This window comes from Microbacterium sulfonylureivorans, from assembly GCF_003999995.1.
GTDB lineage: Bacteria > Actinomycetota > Actinomycetes > Actinomycetales > Microbacteriaceae > Microbacterium > Microbacterium sulfonylureivorans.
On record NZ_RJAD01000004.1, the window covers coordinates 1 to 16,905 of the forward strand.

The window sequence follows — 16,905 nt, forward strand, 5'->3', positions numbered from 1 at the left end:
ACCCTTACGCAGTTGAGCGCCGGCTGAAGCTATCATGCGTGACAAGCTAGCATGCAATGCAAGATATCAAACAGTCCGGATTCCAAACGAGACCGCACAGGTCGCCCGCTGACCGACCGGTTTACGCACGACGGGGCGACCCGCGTCAGCCACCCTCCTCAACGGACCGTCCCAAACGCTCATGACATCCTGCTCGTCTGCGGCGGATCAGATGGTTCGCTTCCGCCGCTGGTGTCGTCAGGGTCCGGTAATAGTTCCTCAGGACCGGCCTCGGGTCTTGCGGTTAGGCGAGCATCCGATTCCGCGTTCTCAATGGTGATGTCCGCTTCTTCGCTTAGGTAATCCCTCATGATGTCTGCGTAGTCTTGAATACGCGGGTCCTCCCTCAGCGGCGCTAGGAGCGGCCACGTCGCAACGCCCTTCCCGCCGATCTTGTCGCGCTCGATCATCACTGGCAGCATCGCGAAGGCTGCCTCGAGTTCTTCGAGGAGGCAGAGCTTCGCGAAGTCATAGATCTCGTCGGATCCGGACACATCCCATTCGGTCACCTCTTTCCGAATCGAGGCCAACCCGTGCAGATTCTTCCGCGCGATCCACAGATTGACCCTTGCCATACGTTGCTCGGCCTCGGAGAGAGGGAGGTTCTGCCAGTGCTCGTACAGGCGATAGCTGAACTGCCACCGCGATGCTTTGAGTGAGTCAAAAGCAACAACTTCGCTCGCGTCGATCACTTCCTGCTTGTCAAGCGCGAACTTCGCCCACACGGCCGTTTGGAGAAGTATGCCCAGCAACTCGAGGCCATCCAGCGCGTCCTGCACGTACTGAGCGTCCGTATCCAGAGGTTCCCGTAGCTGGGCCTTCGGATTTGTCCGGATGTATCGTCGAGAAGCGCGCGCTTCGCTGTGAACTATGCAATGCCGACGTTCGAAAATCTCATGAATGTTGTCCCACGCGCCGCAGAGTTCGGCCATGTCGATGTTCATGCGCTCTGAGTAGAACTTCTTCCAGTCCGAAAGGCTGCCGAACATCAGTTCCGTTACTCGGCGCTCGATCGCCAACTCGATTGCGTCCTCAAGCGATCCGAGAGCCTGCAGCTCCCGCAACGAGAATTCCTTTGTGGCTTCCTTCGGGAGCTTATGGAGAGCTTCGGGTGCTGCGCGATAGTACTCCTCAGCGAGCTTTGCGAGATGGGACTCGAATGCTGCCACCGCGCTGATGAGCATGGCGTTGTGAAAGATCGGCTGGCGTCGCGGCCGATACACGCGTCGGACGAAGTGGTACATGAGCCCGGGCCCCCAGTCCGTGTCCTTGATCGCGTCCCATAGTCGGTCGAGAAGTTCATTGGCGGAGAGCCCCTCGTCCGGAAGGTTCTGAAAGACCGGTACCAGAAGAGCGCGATCCTCCTTGGTGAGCCGCTTCGATTCCTCAACCGTGCCGTCCCACACCTTCGTTAACGAGTCAAGGTCTGATGCTGCGGGCGCCAGTTCATCGTGGGTTTCACGGAGGGCTTCAATCGCGTCTCGAAATTCTTGGCCGACGAACCGAAAGCGGTCATCTCGCGAAAGCTCCCGAATCTCGTCATCGGAGTCCGACGTGGCGGCCTCGCGCTCGGCGTCGACGACGGTCACAGATTCGGCACCAAGAGTTTCGTGGTTCTCCCCAGCTGAGTTCTCCATTGGGGAAATGTATCGCGCCTACGGCGTGCGCTCGGCGAGCGTCCGCGCAGCGACTAGCTAAGGGCGGGCGCGGCCGGATCACCTAACGATGCAACGAGCAAGGGCTCGGCGCGGCAGAATCCACTACGGTCGGAAACTCGTACTACTTGCTGCGAGATTCGGCGAGCTCATCCCTCGCGGCGAAGCTATGCCGAAGGACCATGGCCGCAAGCACTGCGCCGCCGACGGTGAGCAGTACCTTGCGCGAGTCCGGTGCCCGCGGTCGTCCCTACTCCGGGCATCGCGCGAATAGGGATCCTTTGGCGGGTTTTCGGCTCTGAAGCAGCCCGCCGCCTCTCGGAGCACGACGATATGCTCCGCGCATGACGATCTCTCAGCTCCGATGGCGCGGGCTCACGACTGCCGCGATCGGGTTAGCGGTACTCGCCCTCGCGTCCTGCACAGCGTCGCCCACACCCCAGGCTTCGTCGCCGGCTGCGGTCGCGACACCCGGTGGAACGACCCCGGGCGCTACAACCGAGGTGACCGGTGCGGAAGTGGCCGCCCACGTCGCCGCGATGCTGGAGGCCGACAGTCTCGAGGATGCGTGTCTGAACGACGACATCGGTTGGGCGTGCAATGTGGTGGAGATAGTTCCGCTGACTCCGACCGATATCGAAGTGGTGGTCACCGCGCCAGCTGAAGGCATCCACCCTGCCGGTATCGCCATGGGTTTCAAGAACTTCACCGCCGGAGGCGAGAACTCGCCCCTTCCCGATCTGAAGACGGTGATCGTCCTGGACGAATCAGGTGCAGAGATCTACCGCGCTACGGAATGACATCAGCGTGCGCGACGAACGATCGTGGTGCGAGCGTTGAATGACTACCGAGATCTCTCGGATGGGACCTGGCTTCGCCGCGGGAGTGGGTTAGCGTCGCGCTATGAACATCGACCCATCGATCACAGGATCGATTTCTGCCCTTTGGCTTACGGCGGCGATCTTGGCCGGCGGTTATGCACGGACGCGCAATCGATCGGCATGGACCTGGTTCCTGCTCACCCTGTTCTTCGGACCCCTCGCCGCCTTTCTTCTGGTGACCTGGCCGCCACGGGATCTCGCGGCCACCGACACTGCGCCGGCGGCCGCTGACCAATCTCTCGACTCGCGCACCTAGAGCGATCCATTCCGTGCGCTCGACAGCAGGCTACCGAGGTGGCCTTGGGCACCGAGCGCTGGGAGGAGCGATCCGCAAACTGCCCGCCAGCCCGAATTCGAGCGGAGCCCGTGCCGATGGGTCCACCGGCTCATTGTGGAACAGAGCCACCGAAGCACGCCTGGCTCACCACTCACGCCGCGGGACACATCTACTGGCACAGTTAACCGCGACACGCCGTGCATCTAAGTGCATGGGGATGCTGGTGTGCCACTAATTCGGTATCCCGAAACCGTGTAATTACGCGGCAAAAGCGGCCATGCGCACCCCACAAAATGAGAGTTCGAATCCCCTATCCTCCGCCGCTCCGATCCCAGTGTTTTCAAGGGATTTTCTTCCGTCCAGGTCGCGTGACACACCTACTGGCATAGTCAACGCCGGTTTCGACCCCTCCAGAGGTCGCATTGTGACAGCCCAGCACCTCGATGCGCGGCGTGCTTCGTCGCGCTGTGCTGAAGAGAGCCCTGAGAACGGGGGCCGTCGCCGCACAGTGTTCCCAGTCGGTAAGGATTGCCCCCCGCCTCTGCTCGCTCACTCGAATAGCTTGGGTCCGGTGGGCATCCGCCCGGACTGGAGGACACCATGGCGAGTCGACCGCTCGGACTCTCGATCTCGGTATTGGGTGCCGTGGTGTTGTCGGCGTGCGCAGGCCCTGGTGCCGGTTCATCAGACGCGAGCGATCAGTCCGTCGCTTCCCCTAGCGCCTCCGCGAGTGAGCAGGCTCCCTCGGCGACGCCGTCAGGCGATGGCACGGCGTCCGTCGCGCCGCCCGGAGCGACAGGCGGCGAGTACATCGACTACACCGACGGCGCCATCGAGCGGACCGAGGGGGCCAAGGTCCTCTTCTTCCACGCGCCGTGGTGCCCCCAGTGTCGCAAGCTCGACGAGCAGCTGCTGGCCGAGGGCGCGCCCGAAGGGATGACGGTTCTCAAGGTCGATTACGACTCGCGTACGGATCTGCGACAGAGATACGGCGTGACGCTGCAGACCACGATCGTATTCGTCGATGACACCGGTGAGCTCCTGTCGAGCGCGGTCCTCTACGACGACCCGTCGGTCGCTTCCCTGATCGCCGCTGCACCGTAACGGCCGAGCGAAGGAATGGGACCGGACGGGTGATCGGCTCTCTCGGATTGGCCCTCGCGGCCGGTGTGCTGACGGTGGCCGCACCGTGCGTGCTGCCGCTGCTTCCCGTCGTTGTGGGTGGCGCCATGGTGCGCGGTGCAGACGAGCGTCGCGCTCGATGGCGTCCGTTCGTCATTGCCGGATCGCTTGCAGTCAGCGTCGTCGTCTTCACTCTCCTGCTGAAGGCGTCGACCGCACTGCTCGGCGTGCCGCCGCAGGTGTGGCAGGTCGTCTCCGGCGGCATTCTGGTCGTGCTCGGCATCAACCTGGTCTTTCCGTCGCTGTGGGATCGCCTGTCGACGGCGCTGCGACTCCAATCGCGCAGCGGTGTGATGCTGGACAGGTCGCTCGCCCGGCAGAGCCTGACCGGCGACGTGCTGACGGGAGCTGCCCTCGGCCCGGTGTTCTCCAGCTGCAGCCCAACGTACGCACTCATCGTGGCTGCCGTGCTCCCCGTGTCGTTCGCGGAGGGCCTCCTGTACATCGTCGCCTATGCGAGCGGCCTGGCGGGGATGCTGCTCTTGATCGCGTTGCTGGGGCGCCGCCTCGTTCGGTGGTTGGGCTGGCTGGCGAATCCGGACGGATGGTTCCGTCGGATCGTCGGCGTCGCCTTTGTCCTCGTCGGCGTCGCCGTCATCACCGGCTTCGACAAGCAACTGCAGACGTGGATCCTCGACGCCGGGCTCTACGACCCGATCGCGCGGATTGAGGAGATCCTCGGCGCACGGTGACGTTCGGATCCCGCGGGCGGCAGCGTGCGACAGGCGTCAGGTTGCTCGAGAACGCACCCGTGCCCAAGAGCAGGCATCGCGTGGCTCCATCCAGGATGGTCACCGTTCTGTAATGCCGGAGGATGAGTCGCGACCGTCGAGAGTGACAGCCTGGGGCCATGGGCGAACGAATCCGAAGCCGGTCGCCGGTGGCGGTCATCGGCGGCTCCGGTCTGTACCAGCTCTTCGGCGATGAGACTCCGAACGCTGTCGACGTGCTTACCCCCTTCGGCACGGTGAGCTTCAGCCGTGGGAGCCTCGGCGGCCGTGAAGCGATCTTCCTGCCCCGACACGGCTCCGATCACTCTGTGCCGCCGAACCTGCTCCCCGCCCGCGCCACGATCTGGGCGATGGCCTCACTCGGAGTGCGGGTGCTCATCTCCACCGCAGCGGTCGGCTCCCTCAACCCCGATCTGCCGATCGGCACGATCGCTATCGCCGATCAGCTGGTCGATCGCACCCACGGCCGCGCCGATTCCTACTTCGACGGCTCGCTCGTGCGACACCTTCCCTTCGCCGACCCGTTCGACTCGCGCGTGCGGCAGCTCGCGCTCGCCGCCTGCCCCGAACTCGTCGACGGCGCCACCGTCCTGGTCATCCAGGGTCCTCGGTTCTCGACCCGCGCCGAGTCCCGCATGAATCGGGCGGCAGGGATCGACCTCGTGAACATGACCCTGTACCCGGAGGCCGCGCTGGCCGCCGAGCTGGGCATCGACATGGTTGCGCTCTGCGTCGTCACCGACGTCGACAGCGGCGAGCGGGCGGAGGACGCCGTGACGGCGGAGATCGTGTTCGCGCGCCTCGCCGAGGCCCGGCCGCGCCTGATCGACGCGATCGAGCGGATCGCGGCATCCGTTCCCGATGACTACGCTCCGCGCCGGCTGATCGACAGGGAGGCGGTCGCTCAGGTGATGGGCATGCGATCGCGATGAGTCTGCTTCTGGTCACCGGCGGCGCGGGCTTCATCGGCTCGCGCATCGTGGTCGCCGCGCGCGCGGCGGGCTGGGATGTGCGAGTCATCGACGCGCTCTCGCCGGACGTGCACACCTCGCAGCCCGCCAGGGTCGATGGGGTCGAGCTGGTGCGGGCGGATGTGACGGACTCGCGCGCACTGGATGCCTGTCTCGCGGGCGTCGACGTCGTGAGCCATCAGGCAGCCAAGGTGGGCATGGGGGTCGATGTCGCCGACGCGCCCGACTATGTGCGGGCGAACGTGCTGGGCACGGGTGAGCTGATCGCCGCGATGGCGCGGGCCAGGATCAGCCGACTCGTGCTCGCCTCGTCGATGGTGGTGTACGGGGAGGGACGCTACGTCGGTCCCCGCGGCGACGTCCGGCCCGGTCCACGCGTAGACCGGGACCTGCGAGCGGGGATGTTCGAGCCGCGAGATCCCGTCACGGGGGAGATCCTGACGCCGGCGTTCACGCACGAGGATGCTCCGCTGGATCCGCGCAGCCTGTACGCCGTGTCGAAGCTCGCGCAGGAGCACCTCGTCCAGGTCTGGGCGAAGGAGACCGGCGGGACCGCCGCCGTGCTCCGCTACCACAACGTGTACGGACCGGGGATGCCGCGCGACACCCCTTATGCGGGAGTGGCTGCGATCTTCCGCTCCGCCCTCGAGCGCGACGAAGCCCCCCGAGTCTTCGAAGACGGCGGCCAGCGCCGAGACTTCATCCACGTCGACGACATCGCGGCGGCGAACATGCGCGCGATCGAATGGACGCAGAGTGCCCCGCCCGCTGCGGCTCGCGCGTTCAACATCGGGTCGGGAGTGGTCTCGACGATCCTCGACGTCGCGCGGCAGCTGGCACGCGCGCACGGCGGGCCGCAACCCGTCGTCACCGGTGGCTTCCGCTCCGGGGATGTGCGTCACATCACCGCATCGTCCGCTCGCGCCCGGTCCGAGCTGGGCTGGGAGCCCACGATCGCCCTCGCGGAGGGCATGCGTGAGTTCTCGACCAGTCCGATGCGGGTCTGACCGCCTACGCGAACGACTCCTGGCGTCCGCCTTCGGCACTGGGCAGGATGAGGTCGAATCGGCAGCCGCCGGGAACGTTGCGCACGGTCACCTCCCCTTGATGCGCGGCGGCGATACCGCGGACGATGGCGAGTCCGAGGCCAGCACCGCTCGAGCGCAGCGATTCGCCGAGGATCTCGGGGTGGGGGTCCGGGGTGCGAGCGCTCGCGCCGCGCCATCCGGGGTCGAACACCCGATGCAGATCGTCCTCGTCGATCCCCCCGCCGGTGTCGATGACCGTGACGGAAGCGTTCCCGTCGACAACGGCCGCCGCGACGGTGATCGGCGACCCCGGAGGGGTGTGCTGAATCGCATTGAGCAGCAGATTGGAGATGGCGCGAGAGAGCTCGCGAGGGTCGGCGTGCACGACCGCATCCCGGCCGAGCCCGGGCTCGATCCGAATGTCGCGACCCCGCGACAGGGGGCGAAGGTCGGCGACGGTGTCGGAGATCACGTCGTACAGAGACACGTCCTGGAGCGAGAGCCGCAGCGTGCCCGAGTCGATCTTGGACAGCTCGAAGAGGTCATCGACCATCGCCGAGAGCCGGCTCACCTGCTCCCGCATCTGGCGGTGATAGCGCTGCGGGTCGGCCGCCAGCTCATCCTCGAGCGCCTCGGCCATCGACATGAGCCCGGCGAGCGGAGTGCGCAGGTCGTGTGCGATCCAGGCCACGAGTTCGCGTCGCGATTCCTCGATGCGATGCTCACGTTCGCGTGACTCCACGAGCTTCGCGCTCGTCGAGACGAGCTCATCGGCGAGGGCGCGGAACTCGGCGCTGGACTGCGGGCCGACGGCATCCACTCGCTCGCCGGCGCCGATGCTGCGGGCAGCGCGCGAGAGGGCGCGGGCATTGCGCACCACGACGATGCCGAGGCACGCCACGAGCGCGAGCGAGACGGTGCCCGAGATCACGGCGACGTTGACGGCCACGGTGAGGTCGTGTTCCGAGAGGAACATCAGCCAGGACGCGCCGACCATGCTCAAGATCACCGCCAGCACCGCGGCGAAGACCAGGACGCACACCTGCACGATGAGCGACGACCGGCGCAGCGCCCGCAGCGCCAAGAACGCGACGCAGCCGACTGCGACGGTGATCGCGAGTGACAGGCCGGCGACCTGCAGCAGATCAGGCCAGCTCATCGGCATCCTCTCCGACGTCCAGGCGATAGCCGACGCCCCAGACGGTCGTGAGCAGCGTCGGCTGCGTCGAGTCGGTCTCGATCTTCTCGCGCAGGCGCCGGACGTGCACGGTCACTGTGGACAGGTCTCCGTACTTCCACCCCCAGACCGCATTGAGCAGTTCCTCACGGCTGAACGCCTGACGCGGATGCTTGACGAGGAACGACAGAAGATCGAACTCACGCACGGTGAGCGGAAGCAGCTCGCCGTTCATCATCGCCACGCGTGCGGCCGGGTCCACGTGGAACGGCCCCCGATCCAGCGCCGACTCCGGCGCGAAGTCGCCGAGCGATCGACGCAGCACGGATTGCACACGGAGCACCAGTTCGCGTGGCGAGAACGGCTTGGTGAGGTAGTCGTCAGCCCCGGCCTCGAAGCCGCGGATGCGCTCCTCCTCGCTGCCGAGCGCGGTCAGCAGGATGATGGGGGTCGAGCTGGTGCGGCGGATACGACGGCACGCCTCGATCCCGTCGATTCCGGGCAGCATCCGATCGAGCACGATGAGATCGGGCGAGATCCGCGCCTCTGCCTCGATCGCCTCGAATCCGTCGGCGGCGCGGTCCACGACGAAGCCTGCAGAGCGCAGGTACTCTGCGACCACCTCGGCGACCGTCGGGTCGTCATCCACGATGAGCACCCGGCGGTCGATGAGGTCCTCGTTCCCGAGGGCACGCGAGCTTTCGGCGATCACGCCTTCACAGTACGCCCGGCATTCGAGAGCTCGCGTGTGTCCGGCGGAGGCGTTCGCGGTCCGTAAGACTTTCGCGGCGACGCCGAAAGCGGACGCGCCTAGCGTCGGACCATGGCTGACGTCGATCTCGTGCTCCCGTGCCTGAACGAGGCGGCGGCGCTGCCCTGGGTGCTCGACCGAGTGCCGGCGAACTACCGTGCCATCGTCGTCGACAACGGCTCGACCGACGGTTCGGCCGGGCTGGCGCGGGATGCCGGGGCGACCGTCGTCGTCGAGCACCGCAGGGGATTCGGCGCCGCCGTCGCGGCGGGAGTCGCTGCGGCCGATGCCCCCGTCGTCGCGATCTGCGATGCCGATGCCTCACTCGATCCCGCCGTGCTCCCGCAGCTCGTCGGGTTGCTCGAGGGCGGTGCCGACCTGGTTCTCGGCCGCCGGGTGCCGACGGAGCGCTCGGCCTGGCCCTTGCATGCGCGTGCCGCCAACGCAGTCCTCTCACGTCGCATTGGCCGCCTCGCGGGCGTGCACCTGGCCGACATCGGGCCGATGCGGGTTGCGCGCACCGACGCCCTGCGGGAACTGCACCTCGCGGACCGGCGTAGCGGCTATCCCCTCGAGATGGTGCTCCGTGCGGCCGCCGCAGGCTGGCGGATCGTCGAGACGGATGTCACGTACTCGCCGCGCATCGGGCGGTCGAAGGTGACGGGGACCGTCCGCGGCACGTTGACCGCGGTGCACGACATGAACCGCGTCCTGCGCGAGGTGCGCACGTGACGGCCCTGGTGGTGATCGCGAAGGCGTGCGTCCCGGGGAGGGTCAAGACGCGCCTGCACCCGCCGTTCACACTGGAAGCCGCGGCGCGGATCGCCGCCGCCAGCCTGGCGGACACCCTGGAGACGGCGATGACCGCGGCGGTGGATCGGCGGATCCTCTACTTCGATGGAGATCCCGACCCGTCGTGGCACGACGCTTTCGAGGTCGTGCCGCAGCGTCCGGGAACCCTGGACGAGCGCATCGCCGTGCTTTTCGACATGCTCGACGAGCCTTCCCTGCTGATCGGCATGGACACACCGCAGGTGTCGGCGGCGAACCTGAGCTGGCCGACCGGCCCGGATGCGGTGATCGGTATGGCCGAGGACGGCGGGTTCTGGGCTCTCGGCATGCGCGAACCGCGGGGTGACGTCATCCGCGGGGTGCCGATGTCCCGTGCGGACACCGGCGAGCGGCAGCTCGCGACGATGCTCGATGCAGGGCTCGACGTGGCGCAGCTGAACATCCTCCGCGACGTCGACACAGCGGCCGACGCGAGAGCAGTGGCCGCAGCCATCCCGGATTCGAGGTTCGCCCGCGCCCTGGCCGAAGCTGCGCAGCACGGGAGGGCCGCGTGAGCAGCATCGTGGCATTCGGTGCAGGCGGGGACGAGCCGTACGCCCTCCTGCTCGGCGGAGGCGGAGGCGGAGGCGGAGGTCGTCTCGCCCTGCGCAAAGTGGGAGATGTGGTCGCGTCCATCCAGGTCGACGTAGACGGGTGGCGCGCTCCCGCCAATGCGGCCGACCTGACCGTGCTGGCAGGACTGGAAGGTCCGCTTCTGGACGTCGGCTGCGGCCCTGGGCGCATGGTGCGCGCCGCCGAGGAGCGGGGTCTCGCTGCCCTCGGCATCGACATCTCCACCGAGGCAGCTGTCCGCGCGGCCGCGGAGGGGACCCCGGTGCTCCGTCGCTCGGTCTTCGACAGGCTTCCGCTCGAGGGGAGCTGGTCGACCGTCCTCCTGATGGACGGCAACATCGGCATCGGCGGCGATCCTGAAGCTCTGCTCCTGCGTTGCGCCCACCTCATCGCCGACGACGGCGTGGTCGTGGTCGAGGTGGACGCCGATCCCGAACTCCACGACTGCGCGACCTACACGGCGGTCGGCGAAGACGGCCTCGAGAGTGCAGCCTTCCCGTGGGCGCGCGTCGGTTCGGCCGCAGCCGCGCGGGTGGCCCTCCGATGCGGACTGATGGTCTGCGACGCGTGGGCGATCGGTGATCGCCGCTTCGTCCTGCTTCGGCGCTCGCCCACCGTCACGACCTGAATGCCTCTTCCCGGCGCTGCTTGTCCAACCGTGCATGCAGCACGACGCCGACGGCCGCTGCCAGCGCCAGCGCGCCGAGCAGGATCGCGAGGTTGGCGCCATAGGCCAGGGGCAGGATGGTCGGGTTCGCCGTGCCGATCGCCTTCTTCACGATCTCCGGCACCACGAGCAGCACCATGATTCCGCCGACGGCGAGCGCACCCTGCACGATGAGGATCGCCCGCAGCGGCACCCGTCCCCCTGCACGCCGACCGCCGAATGCGGCGGCGAACACCACCCCCGCGATGATCACGTCGTGGGCGATGAGCACGGCGACCAGCCACACGAGGATCGCCGGATACTGACGCGGCGGGATGTCGTTCAGCAACACGATCCCACCGATCAACGCCACGAGGAGCCCCCCGCCGATGAACATCGCGCGGACATCGTTCATGGTCCAGAAACGCCACGTCCGCCCGGCGCGCGACTCTGGGGAGAGCGTCATGCGATCACCTCGATCACGCTCAGCCACTTCGTCTGCAGCACTCCTGGTCGGCCAGGCGCGATGATGCGCGCCGGGTACCCGTGATCGATGTCGAGCTCCTCGCCGAAGAGTTCGAGTGCGACGAGCGTGAGCGGATCTCGGGTGAACTCGGGCTGCATCTCGGTCACCGCGAAGCCGCCTTTCGTCTGCAGACTCGTGATGCGCACTCGCGCGTTCGCCGCGGCTCCGACCGAGTCGAGCAGATCACGGAGCCGAGGGCCACGCCATGCCGCGTCCTGACTCCACCCCTCGACGCAGGCGATCGGCAGGACCACGTCGTGCTGGGGCAGCGCCTGAAGCCTCGATCGCCCGTACACCCCTCGTGTGCTGCCGTTGATGACTGTGAGCGTCCACTCGGGTGCCGTCGCAGCCGGGAGCACGCCGGCGGCCTTCGCGGTGCGGTTGACGGGAAGGGTCTGCGGGCCGACGCCGCGCTTGCGCGGAGCGAACGCGTTGAATGGGTCGAGGAATCGGAAGGACTGGCCTCCCGTCGTGGTGACGAGCACCGTGGTCGCGACGGCGATCGTGGTGAGAAATCCTCGCCGGGTGTCGCGGACGTCATCCGGGAGGCGCGCTGCCGGCGTGCGATCCATCCACGCGAACAGCCGTCCGGTGAAGCCCTGCGCCTGGGTTCGGCCGGTTAGCCGCTGAAGCTCATCAGGTACGTCGAGTTCGGCATCCGGGTCTGTCTCGCGCTCGACGAGCGCTCCGGCCTCGTCATAGGCGTCCCGCTTGCGCCAGTACCGGGCGATGATCGGCAGCTTGACGCCGATGTGGATCGCGAGAGAGCCGATCAGGATCCATGACAGCGCGTAGTGCGTGAGCCGGAAGGAGAACCCGAACAGCGCGTAGAGCTGGTAGGTGTTGAGCAGTCCGATGGTGACCTGCATGAGGGATGCCGCGACGAACAGTGCGATCGAGGCACGTTCGAGCAGGTGCGCGAACGAACGCACCGGCGGGCTCTGGAACAGCTCTGGGAACACCGTGAAGAGCTTCGCGAACAGCAGCGGGAAGCAGGCGATGCCCGCCGTGACGTGCACGCCCTGGGTGACCTGGTAGATCCACACCGGTCGAGTCGGGAACACCATCCACGGCAGCGGATCCTGCAGGAAGTGGCTGTACAGACCGGTCGCGAAGCAGATCAGGAACGCGGCTGCGAGAAGCCGGCCGAAGACCACGGCGAGCCGGGGAGTGCGCGCCGGCGATGCCACGGAATGCCTGATCCCATGGAGCAGGCGATGCAGTCTCGCCGCCAAATGCATAGCCGTCACCCCTCGTCGAGCCGACTCTAAGTCGGCCAAGCGATCGGATCGGGCGCCAGATGTGACGAACCGCGAACGGTCGACGTTCGCAGTCCGTAAGGTCTCCGCACCACGGGCGCGTCGGCGCCTCTCTAGCCTCGGACTGTGACGACCGATCTGCTCGCCGCGCCGTCGAGGCGCTCACGCATGGCAGCGGCGACGCCGTGGATCGGGCTCGGGATCGCGCTGCTGCTCATCGTCGCCGCGATGCTCTTCCCCCTGTTGTCGGGGCTCAACGTGCATGTCCGATGGTTCCCGCCGTTGCACGCGCAGTGGATGCCGCGCATCGGGCCGGGGACCCCGGCAGCGATCGTGCTGGCACTCCTCGCCGCGCGATACGCCGTCGACCTCGCGGCCCGGATGCGGTGGCGGACACTGCTGATCGCCGCCTTCTTCAGCGCACTCGTATGGATGCTGAGCCTCGCGCTGGTCGACGGTTGGGCGGGGATCGCGACGATTCTCGACACGCAGTACGAGTACCTGCGCACCGCCCGCGCCGTGACGGACGTCGGCGCGCTGCTTCGCGAGTACATCACCCGGATCCCCCTCGATTCCGTCGGCAACTGGCCGGTCCACATCGCCGGACACCCGCCCGGCGCACTGCTGTTCTTCATCGTCCTCGCGCGACTCGGTCTGGGCAGTGGGCTCGCAGCCGGCATCGTCGTCACCGTTGTGGCGGCGACCACACCGGTCGCCGTGATGCTCACCCTGCGACAGCTGGGGGCAGAGGCCGGCGCGCGGAAGGCGGCGCCTTTCCTCGTTCTGGGACCGGCCGCGATCTGGATGTCGGTGTCGGCTGACGCGGTGTTCGGCGCGATCGCCGCGTGGGGTCTCTGCGTCCTCGCCGTTTCAGCGACGGCGCGCCGGGCGTCCGCGACCGCGCTGTGGGCGGTCCTCGCCGGACTCATTCTGGGCTACTGCGTGATGCTGTCCTATGGGCTGCCGCTGCTCGGCATCCTCGCCGTCGCGATCCTGATCCTGTGCCGCCGGTGGACGCCGCTCCCCTGGGCCGTCGGCGCCGCCGTGCTCGTGGTGCTGGCCTTCGCCGTCTCGGGGTTCGCGTGGTGGGAGGCGTATCCGGTCCTGGTCGAGCGGTATTGGGCCGGGGTCGCCACCAACCGGCCGTACCTCTACTGGATCTGGGCCAACCTCGCGGCCCTCGCTTTCAGCGCCGGACCACTCGTCGGCGCGGGGGTGGCTGTCGCGCTGCGCCGGGCTGAAGGCATCCGATCGGCCACTCGCCATGAGGCGGTCATCGTCACCCTCGCCCTGGCAGCGCTGCTCACCGTGCTGGTCGCCGATCTCTCGGGGATGAGCAAGGCCGAGGTGGAACGCATTTGGCTTCCCTTCGTGCCCTGGTTGCTCATCGGCACCGCATTGCTCTCCGAACGATGGCGTCGGTGGGGGCTCGGAGGACAGCTCGCCTTCGCCATAGCGGTGCAGCACTTGCTCGCGACGGGATGGTGACCGGTCGTCGCGTTCGCCGCTTCGCCTCGGCAGGCTCGCTGCGCCACGGCGTGGGATCGTCCTGCTCTTCGTCACCACGCTGAGCCTGTGGGTGGCCCCCGGTCTGCCGACATGAAGCCACCCCGCCCTCGAAGTCGCTTCGCGTCAGTCGTCGAGATGATCGAAGCGGCCGATGACTCCGGAGTCGGCGTCGTCGACGCCGTCCTGGTTCATGTCGGCGCGACGCTTCTTGTGGGCGTCCCATCGCAGCGCGATGGCGGCGAGTGTGGCGGCGATGACGCTGGCGGTGAGAATCGCGAACTTCGCGGGTGCGGCGTGCTCGCCGTCTCCGAAGGAGAGTTCGGCGATCAGCAGGGACACGGTGAACCCGATTCCGGCGAGGAGGCCGATCGGAAAGAGGTCGCGCAGACCGATTCCGTCGGGCAGGCGGAGAGGGGTGAGCCTAGTCACGAGTGCTGTCGTTCCGAGCACGCCGACGAGCTTGCCGACGACGAGAGCGACGAGGATGGCGACGGCGACGGGTTCGGTGAGCGCGGCGAGCGGCCCGGTCTCCTGGCCGATGACCGTCACCCCGGCCGCGAAGAACGCGAAGACCGGCAGTGCGATGCCGGACGAGACGGGCCGTACGGTGTGCTCGAGCCGGCGAGTGCGGGGCTTCGGTTCCCCGTAGAGGGTTCGTGCAGGGACGGAGAGGCCGAGCAGGACGCCGGCAATGGTGGCGTGAATGCCGGAGGAGTGCATGAATACCCAGGCGACCGCCGCGAGGGGAATGAGTAGCCACCAGCGCAACCGGCGGAGGCGTACCGCCCAGGCGAACAGCGCCACCGCTGCGAGTGAGCCCATGAAGGCGAGCGGGTGGAAGCCGTCGCTGTAGAAGATCGCGATCACGATGATGGCGAGCAGGTCGTCCGCGACGGCGAGCGTCAGAAGGAAGAGGCGGAGCGGCCTGGGCAGGCCGCGCCCGAAGATCGCGAGGATCGCCAGCGCGAAGGCGATGTCGGTGGCGGTCGGCACCGCCCAGCCATGCAGGGCGGGGCCGGGCGCGGTCGTGAGCACGACGGCCGTGTAGATCAGGGCCGGCGCGATCATGCCACCGACGGCGGCAGCGACGGGCACGCCCGCCTCGCGGACGCTGCGCAGACTGCCCGCGACGAGTTCATGCTTGAGTTCGACGCCGACCACGAAGAAGAAGATCGCGAGGAGCCCATCGGCCGCCCAGGTCGACAGCGTCAGGTCCAGATGGAGGGCGGCCGGGCCGACGGTGATCTCTGAGAGAGCGGTGTAGGAGTCGCGAACCGGGGAGTTCGCCCATGCGAGCCCCAGCGCGGCCGCCGCAATCATGATGCTGCCGGCGACGATGTCGTCAGATACCCAGGCGACCAGGCGGGCCGGGAAGCGGCGATTCGTCGGTTGTGTCACGGTGTGCTTTCGATGGGTGATGCGACGGACTCATCAGTCGATGCGCGACCCGACTGTGGTTCCCTTCCGCTCCTTGGTCGCCCGTGATGACTCAATAGAACTGGCGCATCGCTGCTGCATGGATCGGGGTGTCGACGATGTCGTGCCAGCCGAGCGCGACGTCGCCGGCGGCGTCACGCGCCGTGGCGACGGTTTCGAGAACGCGGTCGCGGAGGAGCTCGCCGTTCTCCCAACCGGTGACGTCGAGGGTGACGACATCGATGGGACGACCCCGGGTCCGCTCCAAGGTGGAGTGGATCCGTGTCGCCGCGTGGGCGGCGCTGCCCAGGCATGATCCCTCGGGCAATGATCCGCCGTGGGTGTACGCGACCAGCACGTGCGTCAGCCGCGGGTACATTCCGGCGACGCTCTCCACGTCCTGGCAGACGTGTCGCAGTCGCTTCTGCGCGGCGTGCCGAGACTTCTCGTCGCGAAGGTCAAGGCCCCAGATGAGTGCGCGGGGCGAGTCCGGACCGGATGCTTGGACAACGGCGAGCGGCATCAAGACGGGGAGATGATCGCCTCGGACGATGTGATCCGCGGTCATGATGGCACCTTTCGGTCGGGTCGCTGATGCAGCGCCGACCAGACTTCCCGGCTCACCTCGTCCGACAGCTCCGCGCGGACTCGATCGACCATACGCCTCAATCGGGAGAGGGTGGGCCGCGGCGCGCGCATCTCGCGATTCGGGCTGTCACCGGTCGAGCTGCAGCCGATGCCAGACGATCGTGGTGGCTGCGACGCCGACCAATCCGACCAGCGCAGCCAGGCCGAGCTGAACCACGGACACACCCTCACCGCCCGTCATGGCCCACAGCGCCGGCGCTGCGAACGGGAGCCACGCGCCCGCCCCGGCGAGCACCCCGATCTGGGCGAGGATGAGGAGCCCGATCGCGGAGCCGATCGCGGCAAGCAGCGACCGCGTCAGGGATGCCACCCATGCGACGGGAAGCACCACGACCGCCGTCAGCACGGCCAGCGCGAACTGACGTCCGAGCCCGGCCCACTCCGAGGGCTGCGGCATCCCGAAGCCGAATGCCAACCCCGCCACCAGGAGAAGCAGCACCAGCAACCCGGCGGCCGCGATCGCCCAGATCATCACAGCGGCGATCTTCGCGACGGCGATCACCCGGCGGGAGATGGGTGTCGCGAAAAGTCCGGTGATCGTCCCATCGGCGAATTCGCGCGCGAAGACCCATGCGACGACGACCCCGCAGGCGATGAACCCGCCGGCACCGGTGATCTGCGCTGCCCCCGACAGCAGCCCTGACCAGTCGAAGGTCATCCCGGGACCCAGCTTCGCGATCAGCACACGATCCCCTGAGCGCGCGATGCCGAGGATCACCGCGCACATCACGGCGACACCGCCGGAGAACGCGACTCCGGCGATGATGCCGACGAGAGACCGCAGGAGCTTCGTCAACTCATTCCG

Annotated in this window: 18 protein-coding genes; 10 read left to right on the forward strand and 8 right to left on the reverse strand. The window is 67.5% G+C overall.

The genetic code is table 11. The annotated features are described in order from the left end of the window. Positions 1-179: 179 nt before the first annotated feature. Positions 180-1,676: a hypothetical protein gene (locus tag EER34_RS15805; RefSeq protein ID WP_127476507.1), complete on the reverse strand. Its 1,497-nt coding sequence runs from the start codon at positions 1,674-1,676 to the stop codon at positions 180-182. A gap of 362 nt (positions 1,677-2,038) precedes the next feature. Here EER34_RS15805 and EER34_RS15810 point away from each other — a divergent pair, with 362 nt between their 5' ends. The 6 genes from EER34_RS15810 to EER34_RS15835 all read left to right on the forward strand — a co-directional run bounded on the left by EER34_RS15810 (position 2,039) and on the right by EER34_RS15835 (position 6,743). Further along, a complete protein-coding gene (locus EER34_RS15810) occupies positions 2,039-2,494 on the forward strand; it encodes a hypothetical protein (RefSeq protein WP_127476509.1) in 456 nt (151 codons plus the stop codon). Between the two features lie 103 nt (positions 2,495-2,597). Next, a complete protein-coding gene (locus EER34_RS15815) occupies positions 2,598-2,831 on the forward strand; it encodes a hypothetical protein (RefSeq protein ID WP_127476511.1) in 234 nt (77 codons plus the stop codon). A 621-nt stretch (positions 2,832-3,452) separates the two neighbouring features. Continuing rightward, positions 3,453-3,956 carry a thioredoxin family protein gene (locus EER34_RS15820; protein WP_127476512.1) on the forward strand — a complete coding sequence of 168 codons (504 nt, stop codon included), beginning with the start codon at positions 3,453-3,455 and terminating at the stop codon, positions 3,954-3,956. 47 nt (positions 3,957-4,003) lie between these two features. Beyond that, entirely contained in the window at positions 4,004-4,726 is a 723-nt protein-coding gene (locus tag EER34_RS15825) for a cytochrome c biogenesis CcdA family protein (protein ID WP_240642445.1), read from the forward strand. A 158-nt stretch (positions 4,727-4,884) separates the two neighbouring features. Then, positions 4,885-5,697 (forward strand): MTAP family purine nucleoside phosphorylase, encoded by an 813-nt coding sequence (locus EER34_RS15830; protein WP_127476516.1) that lies wholly within the window; start codon positions 4,885-4,887, stop codon positions 5,695-5,697. Continuing rightward, positions 5,694-6,743 (forward strand): NAD-dependent epimerase/dehydratase family protein, encoded by a 1,050-nt coding sequence (locus tag EER34_RS15835; protein WP_127476518.1) that lies wholly within the window; start codon positions 5,694-5,696, stop codon positions 6,741-6,743. The genes EER34_RS15830 and EER34_RS15835 overlap by 4 nt, the downstream gene beginning before the upstream one ends. 4 nt (positions 6,744-6,747) lie before the next feature. On the opposite strand, the gene EER34_RS15840 is transcribed toward EER34_RS15835, so the two are convergent. Both EER34_RS15840 and EER34_RS15845 read right to left on the reverse strand, forming a co-directional pair. Then, on the reverse strand, positions 6,748-7,923 hold the full coding sequence (locus EER34_RS15840) for a sensor histidine kinase (protein ID WP_127476519.1): 1,176 nt from the start codon (positions 7,921-7,923) through the stop codon (positions 6,748-6,750). Continuing rightward, entirely contained in the window at positions 7,910-8,650 is a 741-nt protein-coding gene (locus EER34_RS15845; RefSeq protein WP_127476955.1) for a response regulator transcription factor, read from the reverse strand. The genes EER34_RS15840 and EER34_RS15845 overlap by 14 nt, the downstream gene beginning before the upstream one ends. A 114-nt stretch (positions 8,651-8,764) precedes the next feature. On the opposite strand from EER34_RS15845, the gene EER34_RS15850 reads away from it, so the two are divergent. From EER34_RS15850 to EER34_RS15860, 3 genes are read left to right on the forward strand one after another with little or no spacing between them, the layout of a single operon-like run. Continuing rightward, on the forward strand, positions 8,765-9,424 hold the full coding sequence (locus tag EER34_RS15850) for a glycosyltransferase family 2 protein (RefSeq protein WP_127476521.1): 660 nt from the start codon (positions 8,765-8,767) through the stop codon (positions 9,422-9,424). Continuing rightward, complete coding sequence (locus EER34_RS15855; RefSeq protein WP_127476522.1) at positions 9,421-10,038, forward strand: TIGR04282 family arsenosugar biosynthesis glycosyltransferase; 618 nt, start codon at positions 9,421-9,423, stop codon at positions 10,036-10,038. The genes EER34_RS15850 and EER34_RS15855 overlap by 4 nt, the downstream gene beginning before the upstream one ends. After that, complete coding sequence (locus EER34_RS15860; protein ID WP_127476524.1) at positions 10,035-10,724, forward strand: methyltransferase domain-containing protein; 690 nt, start codon at positions 10,035-10,037, stop codon at positions 10,722-10,724. The genes EER34_RS15855 and EER34_RS15860 overlap by 4 nt, the downstream gene beginning before the upstream one ends. Here EER34_RS15860 and EER34_RS15865 read toward each other — a convergent pair. Further along, positions 10,714-11,235: a hypothetical protein gene (locus EER34_RS15865; RefSeq protein ID WP_164743587.1), complete on the reverse strand. Its 522-nt coding sequence runs from the start codon at positions 11,233-11,235 to the stop codon at positions 10,714-10,716. The two genes, EER34_RS15860 and EER34_RS15865, sit on opposite strands and share 11 nt — an antisense overlap. Then, positions 11,205-12,458: a molybdopterin-dependent oxidoreductase gene (locus tag EER34_RS15870; RefSeq protein WP_240642446.1), complete on the reverse strand. Its 1,254-nt coding sequence runs from the start codon at positions 12,456-12,458 to the stop codon at positions 11,205-11,207. The genes EER34_RS15865 and EER34_RS15870 overlap by 31 nt, the downstream gene beginning before the upstream one ends. 195 nt (positions 12,459-12,653) lie before the next feature. Between EER34_RS15870 and EER34_RS15875 the strand changes: the two genes are divergently transcribed. After that, a complete protein-coding gene (locus EER34_RS15875; RefSeq protein WP_240642447.1) occupies positions 12,654-14,015 on the forward strand; it encodes a hypothetical protein in 1,362 nt (453 codons plus the stop codon). A gap of 144 nt (positions 14,016-14,159) precedes the next feature. On the opposite strand, the gene nhaA is transcribed toward EER34_RS15875, so the two are convergent. The 3 genes from nhaA to EER34_RS15890 all read right to left on the reverse strand — a co-directional run bounded on the left by nhaA (position 14,160) and on the right by EER34_RS15890 (position 16,896). Then, positions 14,160-15,434: a Na+/H+ antiporter NhaA gene (gene nhaA / locus EER34_RS15880; protein ID WP_240642448.1), complete on the reverse strand. Its 1,275-nt coding sequence runs from the start codon at positions 15,432-15,434 to the stop codon at positions 14,160-14,162. Between the two features lie 91 nt (positions 15,435-15,525). Continuing rightward, entirely contained in the window at positions 15,526-16,020 is a 495-nt protein-coding gene (locus EER34_RS15885; protein ID WP_127476528.1) for a hypothetical protein, read from the reverse strand. A gap of 147 nt (positions 16,021-16,167) precedes the next feature. After that, positions 16,168-16,896, reverse strand: a complete 729-nt coding sequence (locus EER34_RS15890) for an ABC transporter permease (protein WP_164743588.1) — start codon at positions 16,894-16,896, stop codon at positions 16,168-16,170. Between the last annotated feature and the right edge of the window lie 9 nt (positions 16,897-16,905).

What these genes read in the sequence shown, in the direction of transcription:
- EER34_RS15835 (WP_127476518.1), top strand. Translation starts at nt 5,694, where the DNA reads ATGAGTCTGCTTCTGGTCACCGGCGGCGCGGGCTTCATCGGCTCGCGC.
- EER34_RS15850 (WP_127476521.1), top strand. Translation starts at nt 8,765, where the DNA reads ATGGCTGACGTCGATCTCGTGCTCCCGTGCCTGAACGAGGCGGCGGCG.
- EER34_RS15830 (WP_127476516.1), top strand. Translation starts at nt 4,885, where the DNA reads ATGGGCGAACGAATCCGAAGCCGGTCGCCGGTGGCGGTCATCGGCGGC.
- EER34_RS15805 (WP_127476507.1), bottom strand. Translation starts at nt 1,676, where the DNA reads ATGGAGAACTCAGCTGGGGAGAACCACGAAACTCTTGGTGCCGAATCT.
- EER34_RS15810 (WP_127476509.1), top strand. Translation starts at nt 2,039, where the DNA reads ATGACGATCTCTCAGCTCCGATGGCGCGGGCTCACGACTGCCGCGATC.
- EER34_RS15885 (WP_127476528.1), bottom strand. Translation starts at nt 16,020, where the DNA reads ATGACCGCGGATCACATCGTCCGAGGCGATCATCTCCCCGTCTTGATG.
- EER34_RS15840 (WP_127476519.1), bottom strand. Translation starts at nt 7,923, where the DNA reads ATGAGCTGGCCTGATCTGCTGCAGGTCGCCGGCCTGTCACTCGCGATC.
- EER34_RS15815 (WP_127476511.1), top strand. Translation starts at nt 2,598, where the DNA reads ATGAACATCGACCCATCGATCACAGGATCGATTTCTGCCCTTTGGCTT.
- EER34_RS15820 (WP_127476512.1), top strand. Translation starts at nt 3,453, where the DNA reads ATGGCGAGTCGACCGCTCGGACTCTCGATCTCGGTATTGGGTGCCGTG.